The organism is Halomonas sp. 707B3 (genome assembly GCF_024158645.1).
Classification (GTDB): Bacteria; Pseudomonadota; Gammaproteobacteria; order Pseudomonadales; family Halomonadaceae; genus Vreelandella; species Vreelandella lionensis.
In genome coordinates this window covers 1-10,499 of sequence record NZ_JAMZBE010000123.1, presented here as the reverse complement: position 1 = coordinate 10,499, position 10,499 = coordinate 1, and the positions used below count along the sequence as shown (strand labels likewise).

General features: G+C 55.9%; 8 protein-coding genes. 1 reads left to right on the top strand and 7 read right to left on the bottom strand.

Features of this window, described 5'->3' with window-relative positions; genetic code table 11:
- Window positions 1-447, bottom strand: a 447-nt coding sequence (locus tag BIS10_RS14380; protein ID WP_253506120.1) for a TSUP family transporter, incomplete at its 3' end; no start/stop codon positions are given.
- Entirely contained in the window at window positions 447-1,640 is a 1,194-nt protein-coding gene (locus BIS10_RS14375; RefSeq protein ID WP_044630115.1) for a multidrug effflux MFS transporter, read from the bottom strand. The genes BIS10_RS14375 and BIS10_RS14380, both read right to left, overlap by 1 nt.
- Window positions 1,641-1,790: 150 nt before the next feature.
- Here BIS10_RS14375 and tal point away from each other — a divergent pair, with 150 nt between their 5' ends.
- Entirely contained in the window at window positions 1,791-2,729 is a 939-nt protein-coding gene (gene tal / locus BIS10_RS14370) for a transaldolase (protein WP_253506118.1), read from the top strand.
- 60 nt (window positions 2,730-2,789) lie between these two features.
- Here tal and BIS10_RS14365 read toward each other — a convergent pair whose 3' ends face one another.
- The 5 genes from BIS10_RS14365 to hrpA form a co-directional block, all read right to left on the bottom strand.
- Window positions 2,790-3,308: an STAS domain-containing protein gene (locus BIS10_RS14365; RefSeq protein WP_083024539.1), complete on the bottom strand. Its 519-nt coding sequence runs from the start codon at window positions 3,306-3,308 to the stop codon at window positions 2,790-2,792.
- Complete coding sequence (locus tag BIS10_RS14360) at window positions 3,298-4,491, bottom strand: PP2C family protein-serine/threonine phosphatase (RefSeq protein ID WP_253506116.1); 1,194 nt, start codon at window positions 4,489-4,491, stop codon at window positions 3,298-3,300. The genes BIS10_RS14365 and BIS10_RS14360 overlap by 11 nt, the downstream gene beginning before the upstream one ends.
- Before the next feature lie 8 nt (window positions 4,492-4,499).
- Window positions 4,500-5,321, bottom strand: coding sequence for a VacJ family lipoprotein (locus BIS10_RS14355; protein ID WP_083024540.1), 822 nt, complete (start codon window positions 5,319-5,321; stop codon window positions 4,500-4,502).
- Between the two features lie 65 nt (window positions 5,322-5,386).
- Window positions 5,387-6,508: a beta-ketoacyl-ACP synthase III gene (locus tag BIS10_RS14350; protein WP_083024542.1), complete on the bottom strand. Its 1,122-nt coding sequence runs from the start codon at window positions 6,506-6,508 to the stop codon at window positions 5,387-5,389.
- 107 nt (window positions 6,509-6,615) lie between these two features.
- Window positions 6,616-10,499, bottom strand: a 3,884-nt coding sequence (gene hrpA, locus BIS10_RS14345; RefSeq protein ID WP_253506114.1) for an ATP-dependent RNA helicase HrpA, incomplete at its 5' end; no start/stop codon positions are given.

The following is a 10,499-nucleotide window of genomic DNA, read 5'->3' as shown; positions in this document are numbered from 1 at the left end:
GGCCGCCACCGTCCCAAAAACGCCGGAGAGAATACCCGCCACAAATAGCGTGAAGCGGTTCACCGGCAGTTCGAAGCGGCATACCGTGACCAGCACAGCAAATAGCACGATGGCGGCAATTAACTTTTCCAGCACAACCATCGGCGCTGCCAGCAACAGCCAAATGCCCAATCCGTTACCCGGTAAGCGTCCAATCAGGGCAACGCCTATTTCCCTTAACCTCACCTCATGCCAGTAACGGCGCACCATCATCAAAGAGACGGTGAAACCAAACAGCACCAAAATCACCGGCACCAGCCGTGGCTCTATCATCAACAGCAGTGGCGCACCCACCACCGCCAAGCCAAAGCCCGTGGCCCGCTGTACAAAGGCACCTAGCAGCAGTACAGCTGCGCAGGCTAACCAGCTATCCAAGGGCACCTCTAACCACTGCAGCAGGCTATCCATTACAACGCGTCATCCACCTTTGGGGCTTGGGTTAGCATTCTCACACCGATATTACCCAGCAGGGCAGCACCTAACATGGTCAGCACCATGGGCCATAAGTGCTCAACCTGGAACAGCCCTACTAAGACACCTGCCAGCGCCCCACAGCTAAACTGTATGCCACCCAACAGCGCTGTCGCGGTGGCACTTATATGGCCAAAATGATCCAACAATGAAGAGATGGCGTTGGGCGTAATCAGACCAATCATGCCCGTAAACATCATCACCAGCGGCACCACCACATAGAGCGACGCCACGTTAAGCGCCGTGGCCAACACAAGACCCAGGGCGGCCACTAGTTGAACAGCCAGACCTAAGCGCAGGTTCTGCTGTGGTGTGCGATTGCGCAGCAAGTGAATATTGACGCGGTTGGAGAGCGCAATCACCACTACGTTCACCCCAAACACCAGTGGGTAGACGCTTGGCGAAAGCGAAAAATAGTCCAAGTATAAAAATGGCGATGCGGTCACAAAGGCAAATAGCCCGGCAAACGAAGCGGCTACCGCACAGATATAGCCCATGCCCTCTTTGTGGCGCAGCACGCTTGCATAGTTGCGGATCACTTGCCGAGGCGAGGCCGCAGGCAAGTTGGTATCGCGGGTTTCAGGTAAGCGCGTACCTAACAGCCAAAGTAAGAAACCGGCATAAACAGCCAGGAAAATAAAGATGAGCCACCAGCCAGCAATGTGAAGCAGCAGGCTACCCACCGCCGGTGCCACCAGCGGGGCCAGCATCATGATCATGGCCATGGTGGACATCACCTTAGCCGCCTCACGCCCGCTGAAACAGTCACGCACGATGGCAGCCGAGTTCACCACACAGGCTCCGCCCCCTAACGCTTGAATAAAGCGCCAAACCAATAGCGACGTTAAGCTATCGGCGGTGGTAATCATTAAGCTGGCCAGCATAAAGACCACTAGCCCACTTAACAGCACCGGCTTCCGGCCTAACCGATCTGATAACGGCCCAAAGCAGAGCTGGCCCAATGCAAACCCAAACAAAAACATACTGATCGAGAGTTCAGTATGGTGAATGCTGGCATTAATACTCTCGGCCAGTATGCCGATGGCAGGCAGATAGGCATCAATCGCGAAAGGCGCAAGCGCTGTGTTGGCGGCCACCAACCAAGCCACCCGACGAGGATTAAGTTCCATAAGCCTCCTTAAAATGGGCATAAAAAAAGCGGCGCGTGCCGCCGAAAAGGTAGGCCGCTAATCATAATCGATTTCAATTCATTTGTCGGTGTCTGTTCGTCACGCGCGGCCCTTGCTAAAGTAACCCACAGGACAACCAAGGAGCATTGCATGGCCACTAGCCTATTAAGCCAATTAAAAGAAATGACCACCGTGGTTGCTGATACGGGCGACCTTGAGGCTATTCGCCGCTTCCAGCCCCAGGATGCAACTACCAACCCCTCTCTCATCCTTCAAGCTGCCCAACAGGAAGAGCGCCGCGCTCGCTTGGCAAGCATCGCCAAAGAGAGCACCGATCTCGACGACGCGGTAGACCGTGTCGCGGTGGATATTGGCAGCGAGATTAGCAAGCTGGTGCCGGGCTATGTGTCGACAGAAGTCAGCGCCCGCCTCTCGTTTGACCGTGATGCCACCATTGCCAAAGCGCACTCGCTAATTGAGCGCTATGCCCAGCATGGTGTCGGCCCTGAGCGTATTTTGATTAAAATGGCGTCCACCTGGGAAGGCATTCAAGCGGCCCGCCAGCTTGAGCGCGATGGCATTCACACCAACCTGACGCTGCTGTTTGGCTTTGCTCAGGCGCAGGCCTGTGCCGATGCTGGCGCTACGCTGATTTCACCGTTTGTGGGCCGTATTCTCGACTGGCACAAAGCGCGCTCGCCGGAAGCTGACTTCAGCGGCGCCAATGACCCTGGCGTACAATCGGTTAAGCGTATTTATGACTACTACAAGGGACACGGCTATCCAACGATTGTGATGGGAGCCAGCTTCCGTAACGTAGGCGAAATACAAGCCTTGGCAGGTTGTGACCGCCTCACTATATCCCCTGCGCTGCTTAACGAGTTAGATGAATTACAGGGCGACCTTCCCCGCCAGCTAACGCCCATGGGTGCCAGCAGCTCAGCAGAGCAGGCGCTAGCCCAAGCAGATTTTCGTTGGGAAATGAACGAAGATGAAATGGCGTCTGACAAGCTGGCTGAAGGCATTCGCAAGTTCATGGCCGACCAGCGCAAGCTTGAAGAGCTACTCAGCACGCTACGCAAACACTAAGTATATTAATACTCACAGCGACGTAGCAGCGCCCTCTTATCTTTAGGGATGGAGGGCGTTTTATTTATGAACGGTAGAGGATTGCGATTCAAGCATTTCAACCAGCGGCTGAAACTGCTCGCGATTATGCTCATTCATGTGCATTAGAATGCGGTGAGCTTCTAAAATACGATCGCGCAAACCCTCTTCATCTGCCGGTACTTCTGGCAAATCTTCTAATGCAGAACTTAACCCCTCAGTTTGGTTTAATGGCGCTTCCATCAAGGTAAAAAAACGCGCAAAACCCATGACGTCCAGCATCTGACGCACGTCGGGGTTATCGGCAATAATCGTCGGAGGCTGTTCCAGCCGCCCTTTAACCGCCATGGCTACTTTGGCCAGAAAACCCAGCGCCGTTGAGTCGACATTGGTCGCTTCGCGCAGGTCAATCATCACCGCCTGAAGGCCAGGGGTTTCAGCAAGACGTTGCGCTTGGGTATCTAGCGTGGCACATAGCGTTAACCGCACATCGCCACAGAGCTTTAACACAAAAACACCAGAGTTGAACGCCGCTTTAATGCGGCCCTCTTCAATCAGCATGACCAAATCCGCTCACCATCATGATTGTCAGGTCATCGGGTAAAGCATCGCGGTCCTGGTTCGCCTCATCATCCTCATCGCCCTCTATCAAAAGCGAATTGGTTTTGGCTAGCCGGTCGCGCAACTGCTCAAGCGTGACACTTTCGCTAACGAGTTGCTCAAGTTCCGTGAGCCGCGTGTCGAGCGTTTTACCCGGCAAGCATTCCAATACACCGTCTGAACACAGCCACAAACGAAAGTTGGCCGGTAAAGCACAGCTAAGCGCAGGATACTCCACATCTGGGAAAAGGCCTACCGGCATTCCCTCCCCGGTTAAGCGCTCCAGCTTACCGTCAGCCGCCAACAGCGGCATCGGTAGCTGTGCGCCGAGCGAATAGTGAAGAGTATGCGCTTCATGGTCAATAACACCGACGAATAACGTGGCATGCTTACCAATGTTGGTATCCTGAAGCTCACGATTCATCGCCGCTAACCAATCAGGCGGCAGCCGCTCTGGCGCTTGGCCATCCCACTCGCTTAACCATCGGTTGCACAAATACTTCAGCAGCACCGTGACAAAGGCCGACGACGCTCCATGCCCAGAGACATCGGCAAAATAGAACGCGCTAAAACGGTCGTTATAACGCTGATAGTCGAGAAAATCCCCCGACAAATAAAGCGACGGCGCAAACCAGTAGTCGTAATAAACGCCGTTGATCACTTTAGGATGCGCTGGCAACAAACGCCGCTGAATATGCCCCCCGCTTTGCTGGTCCATCCGCAGTAGCGCGAGGTGAGTCTCAAGGCTCTCATTGAGTTCAGCGAGACGTTCACGATCACGATCACGCTCTTGGGCCAAGGTGTGAAGCTCAATCGCCTTACGAATCATTCGGCGCAGCAGTTCGGTATGTCGCAGAGGATGAACGATGTAGTCCACCAACCCCACATCAATGGCCTTAATCAAGTCAGCATCCTGACGAGAGTCGCTGACGACCAGGGTTGGCAACCGGTGGGTCAACTGAGACCACTGTTGACGCGGCACTGCCCGAGCATGCGCGACAATCAGCGCCGTGCCACTAGGCAGATGGTCAATATTATCTGCAGCAAACACCCACATACCGTCACAGGTAATCGCCTCAGCAAGCGCGTCACGCTCTGCGCCGGGCTCGTCGATTACCGCGATCAACTGCTTAGCGTGATCCATGTTAGGCCTCAATCGGCGAAATCGTCGTCACCGAAGTCGGTATCGTCGAAATCAAAATCATCTGTGGCAAACGGGTCTTCGCCAAGCACACCGTCATTCACCTCAAACTGGCGGCGCTGCAAATAGGCATCACGGACAAACCGATAGCGATCCCCCGAAATCAACGATTCTTGGTCTAACAAGCCCGCGCGAAGGTGAATAATATCGAGTGCCGTCAGGCCTGCACGTAGCTGGTGATCGTCCATATACGTAATGGGATGCGCTGCGAAATCGGCTGGCAAGCCAGAGGCATCCCTGAGCGTGCGCGGACCTAGCAGAGGTAACACTAAATAGCGCGAGTCCTCCCAGCCCCACACGGCCATGGTTTGACCAAAATCTTCTTTATCCGCGGTAATTTCCATGAGCGTGGCATAGTCAAGCAAGCCGCCAATACCCACCGTCGAGTTGATCAAGAATCGTGATGTTGCTAAACCCGCATTGGCGGGTTTGCCCTGCAGCAGGCTATTGAGCGCGGTACGCACTTCGCCTAAGTTGGAGAAAAAGTTGCCAACCCCAGTTTGCACCGGCTCAGGAGTGACCGCCTTATACCCTCGTGCAACGGGCTTGAGGGCGTAGCGATCCAGCACATCATTAAACGCGAACACACGCCTGTTGAAGCCCTCCCAAGGGTCCTGCGGGTCAGCCGCTACACGCTCTTGCGCAGTGTCTCCCTCTTGAGAAGACCCCGTACTGGCGCACCCTCCCATGCTTAACGTGGCTAGCAACACGATAGGCAATAGCTTCTGCCATGTGCTTAGACCCTCTTTTTGCGGTGCCAACAGCTTCAGCATGCGATTTCCTCTTTCAACATAGAACGCTATTTCTAACATAACCGGTGATAGGCAAAATCGGCCTATTACTGGCGACGTAGCACCACACTACCTGCACTGTACCCCGCCCCAAACGAGCAAATAACGCCGATATTCCCTTCCGACAGTGCCTCACGGTGAAGGTGGAAAGCGATAATCGAGCCCGCAGAGCTGGTATTCGCATAGCGATCTAAAATAATCGGTGCCTGTGCTTCGCTGGGCTCTTCACCCAATACTTTACGTGCAATCAGATCATTCATATGGCGGTTGGCCTGATGCAACCACATCCGCGTCAAATCCGCCCCCGACAGCTCTAATGAAGCGAGATGGTCAGTGATAAGCTTAGCGACCATAGGGCACACCTCTTTAAAAACGCGGCGCCCTTCCTGAACGAACAGCTTATCTAACGCCTGCGGATCGCTATCGGTCACGCGGTTTAAAAAGCCCGCGTTATTGCGAATCGCATTGGAAAACTTCGTCACCAGTCGCGTTCCCAGAATTTCATAGCGCTCATCGGCCACGGCAACATCGCTATTTTCTAGTACCATAGCCGTACAAGCATCGCCGAAAATAAAGTGGCTGTCACGGTCTCTAAAATTCAAATGGGCAGAACAAATTTCAGGATTCACAATCAGCGCACGTTTAACGCTACCTGACGCAATCGCGTTCGCCGCCGTTTCCAAGGCAAAGGTGGCAGAACTGCAGGCCACGTTCATATCAAAGCCATAACCCATTGTTCCTAGGGCCTGCTGTACTTCTACCGCGACCGCCGGATAGGCACGCTCTAGGTTTGAACAGGCCACAATCACCAGCTCAATATCAGCGGCATCAACCTGGGCCGTTTCTAGCGCCTGACGCGCGGCCTGAGTCGCCATCTCACACTGAATAGACGGTTCATCGTTATGACGTTGAGGCAGTTTAGGCCGCATACGCTCAGGGTCAAGGATCCCTTGAGCATCGAGCACATAACGACTTTTAATTCCCGAGGCTTTCTCAATAAATTCACTGCTGGAATAAGCCAGTGCTTCTTGCTCTCCACGCGCGATGGCATCCGCATGCTGGGCGTTATGGAGATCAACCCACGCGTTAAAAGCAGCGACCAACGCCGCGTTATCAATGGCGTTTTCCGGTGTATAGAGTCCTGTACCGGTGATCACTACATTGGTCATGCCTGTCTCCTTATTACGGCCTCAAGGCAAATAGCCGAAACCGTCAGTAAAATAGCGTATGGCGAGGTTGTCCACCCCGCTCTATCTAAGCGCTTTCTTGTGTAGCATTAAACGCTGGTAATTTCTTCCCAACGCTTTTCCAAGCGCTTCACGGATACCGGCATCTGAGTGCCTAGCTGCTGGGCGAAGAGCGATACGCGCAATTCTTGTATCCACCAGCCAAATGCCACGAGTTCAGGGTCTTCAGCGGCGCCTCTACGTTCGCTTTTTCGCCGCGCATCAAAACGTGCCTCTAGGGCTTGGACATCCTGCATCATCATTTGGTCACGGCCGCGTTCACGGGCCGCTTTTTCGAGGCGGATGAGAGCTGCTTCGGTATAGCGTGGATACTCGCTAAGCCATTCCCCTGCGTCACGAATAAAGCCAGGATAAACCAAGCGCTGCATCTGCGCGCTCACATCGCTGTAAACGAGCGCTAGGGCAAAGTTAAGCTTCCCTTTAAGCACTTTGGTCACCGCTAGATGCCCTTTAAGCGCCTCTTCAATGCGCGTCAGTAGCGATGTTGCATAGGGAATCAGCTCACTTTCGGTTGCTTTAAGCCGCTCGGTGAGCTCATTGGCAGAGCGTGGCAACGGATGTGTTGCCACCACCTGCGTGAAGACCGCCAGCAGCAAATCATCCACTAATGCTTGTTTACTACCCACTTTAGCAAAGAGTAGAGCGCACTTTTCCACGCCAGGTAAGCGCTTGATGGCTTTGACCTGTTCCGGCCGCTTGGCGATGGCCAAGCGTGCCACGCCTTCCTGGTGAACCGCCGCCGCCTTCGCGGGATGATCAAAAAGCGCCACTTTAAAGCTATGGGCCTCGGCCATTAGTGCTGGGTAGGCTTCCACTCGGATACCGGCCTGAGTCGTTACCCGCGACTCGGGCAGCGGCGACTCTGGTAACTCATCCAAGGCGGGCGCTTGGCTTGCCTGATCGGCCAGCGCCTGGGCGCCTGCACTCGCCGCCTCTTCGAAACGCCGCTCCAGCGCACGCACATCGCGTCCTTGGCCTAACGTTTTACCCGCATGATCAACGACCCGCACGTTCATAATGAGGTGCGGCGGCAGCAGATCGAGACGCCAATCATCCGGGTGAACGCGGGTAGCAGTGCGGCGGCGGATAAACTCCCCCAGCGCTTCGGTGAGCGGCCGCTCATCGGGCACGAGGGTCTCCAGCGCGGCATCGACCCAGTCGGGAATGGGCACCACTTGGCGACGAATACTTTTCGGCAGCGATTTCAGCAGCGCAATGCACTTTTCACGCAGCAGCCCCGGCACCAGCCACTCCAACGCATGCACCGGCAGCTGCGGCAGCATGGCGGCGGGCACCGTAAGCGTCACGCCATCATCGTCGGCATCCGGGTCGAAGTGGTAGCTCACTGGGTAAGCCACCCCAGAAAGCGTTAGATGATCAGGGTATTGCGCCTGAGTAACGTCGTGGGCATCCCGAGCTTTTAGCGCTTCGATGTCAAACTTCAGCAGCGTGGAGTCTTGGCGCTCTGCCTGCTTGCGCCAGTGTTCAAAGCCCTTGCCGTTAACGATATCGGTAGGTATCCGATCGTCATAGAAGGCGAACAGCGTCTCTTCGTCGACCAAGATATCCCGTCGGCGGGCACGATCTTCTAGCGCCTCTACCTCTTCGATTAGCGCACGGTTATGGGTGAAGAATTCTCCTTTGGTTTGGAACTCGCCTTCCACCAGCGCCCGGCGAATAAACAGCTCCCGCGACTCCTGGGGCGCAATGGGCCCGTAATGGACGCGACGACGCGCCACAATCGGCAGGCCAAACAGGGTGACCTGTTCAAACGCCACGACCTGAGCGCGCTTCATTTCCCAGTGAGGCTCGCTGTAGCTGCTTTTCACTAGGTGCTGCGCTTGTGGCTCGATCCACTGCGGGTCGATCTTGGCAACGGTGCGCGCAAACAGCTTGGTGGTTTCAATCAGCTCGAAGGCCATGACCCACTTGGGCGTTTTCTTCGCCAACCCAGAACCGGGGTGAATCATGAACTTGCGGTTACGCGCGCCGAGGTACTCTCGGTTCTCAAGCAGCGTACCCAAATTGGAGAGCAGGCCAGACAGCAGCGCCTGATGCAGCTTGCCCGATGTTTTTCGCCTTGCCTGCTTGGCCTGCTCTTCGCTCTCGTTCTCATCACGAGGCAGCGGCGCAGGCACCTCAATGTCCATATCCCGCAGCAGTTGGCGCAACTGGCGGAACGTATCGTGCCACTCGCGCATGCGCAGGTAGTTAATGTAGTGGTCACGGCACCAGCGGCGCAGTTGGTTGCCCGATAACGCTTCACGAGCATTCTCGATGCCATGCCATAAATTTAGCAGCGCAACGAAATCGGAGTCTGGGTCATGCCAGCGCTGGTGAGCTTGGTCAGCGGCTTGGCGCTTGTCGGCGGGCCGGTCACGAGGGTCTTGAATCGCCAGCGCAGAGACCACGACCAGCACGTCCCTCAGGCTGCCTCGCTCTGCACCGGCCAACACCATACGGGCCAAACGCGGGTCAATGGGTAGTTTCGCCAGCTTACGCCCCAGGGCGCTAAGCTGTTGCTTATCATTTACTGCGCCCAGTTCAAATAGCAGCCGGAAACCATCTTTGACAAAGCGGCCATCGGGCGGATCAACAAAGGGGAAGTCTTCAATATTACCGAGCTTGAGCGCCAGCATTGAAAGAATGACCGATGCTAAGTTGGTGCGCTGAATCTCCGGGTCGGTAAACGCGGGGCGTGACAGGAAATCCTCTTCGTCGTAAAGGCGAATGCACACGCCTTCCGCAATCCGCCCGCAGCGGCCTTTACGCTGGTTGGCGCTTGCCTGGCTGACCGGCTCAATGGGCAGCCGCTGAATTTTTGCCCGGTAACTGTAGCGGCTAATGCGTACAAGGCCAGGGTCAATCACGTAGCGAATCCCCGGCACGGTGAGGGAGGTTTCAGCCACGTTAGTCGCCAGTACGATGCGACGCCCCCGATGGGGAGCAAACACACGGTTCTGCTCCTCATTAGAGAGGCGCGCATACAGCGGCAGAATCTCGGTGCCCTTTAAATCCGCGCGGCGCAGCGTATCGGCGGTTTCGCGGATTTCCCGCTCACCGGGTAGAAACACCAGCACATCACGGGGGCCATGCAGCCAGCCTTTTTCACGCTCGATTGTTTCGATCTCACGCACGGCATGCAAAATCCCCTCCTGCAGCGTGCGGTCATCCTCGTCCTCTTCGCTGCGCACCAGCGGGCGGTAGTGGACATCTACCGGGAACGTGCGGCCTGACACCTCGACCACCGGCGCAGGCGTTTTCGTCGAGCCGAAATGGGCCGCAAAGCGCTCCACATCGATCGTTGCGGAGGTAATGATGACTTTCAGATCAGGACGCTTGGGCAGTAGCCGCTTGAGATAGCCCAGTAAGAAATCAATGTTGAGGCTGCGCTCGTGAGCTTCGTCGATAATCAGCGTGTCGTAGCGCAGCAGCAGCGGGTCGTGCTGCGTCTCAGCCAGCAGGATGCCATCGGTCATCAGCTTAACGAGTGTGCTCGGCGAGCTTTGGTCGTTAAAGCGCACCTGATAGCCCACCTGCTCGCCAAGCGGCACGCTTAGCTCTTCCGCCAGCCTCCCCGCGACACTGCGTGCCGCCAGCCGTCGTGGCTGCGTATGCCCAATCAGGCCTTTCCGGCCACGGCCAAGCTCCAGACACATCTTGGGCAACTGAGTGGTTTTACCCGAGCCGGTTTCCCCCGCCACCACCACCACCTGGTGGTCGCGAATCGCGGTGAGAATATCCTCACGGCGCTCTACCACCGGCAGCTCTGCCGGGTAATCCAGCGTCACGCGTAGGGCTTCGCGCTGTGCCAGCAGTTGCTTAGCTTTGTCGACTTCTCGCTCCACCTCGTTCAAGTAGGCGTTAGGCGTCTCGTTCGCGAAAGCGTTACAATGGTCGGCCCACTTACGAG

Coding starts and splice junctions, on each gene's coding strand:
- BIS10_RS14375 (WP_044630115.1), bottom strand. CDS start 1,640: ATGGAACTTAATCCTCGTCGGGTGGCTTGGTTGGTGGCCGCCAACACA.
- tal (WP_253506118.1), top strand. CDS start 1,791: ATGGCCACTAGCCTATTAAGCCAATTAAAAGAAATGACCACCGTGGTT.
- BIS10_RS14350 (WP_083024542.1), bottom strand. CDS start 6,508: ATGACCAATGTAGTGATCACCGGTACAGGACTCTATACACCGGAAAAC.
- BIS10_RS14365 (WP_083024539.1), bottom strand. CDS start 3,308: ATGCTGATTGAAGAGGGCCGCATTAAAGCGGCGTTCAACTCTGGTGTT.
- BIS10_RS14360 (WP_253506116.1), bottom strand. CDS start 4,491: ATGGATCACGCTAAGCAGTTGATCGCGGTAATCGACGAGCCCGGCGCA.
- BIS10_RS14355 (WP_083024540.1), bottom strand. CDS start 5,321: ATGCTGAAGCTGTTGGCACCGCAAAAAGAGGGTCTAAGCACATGGCAG.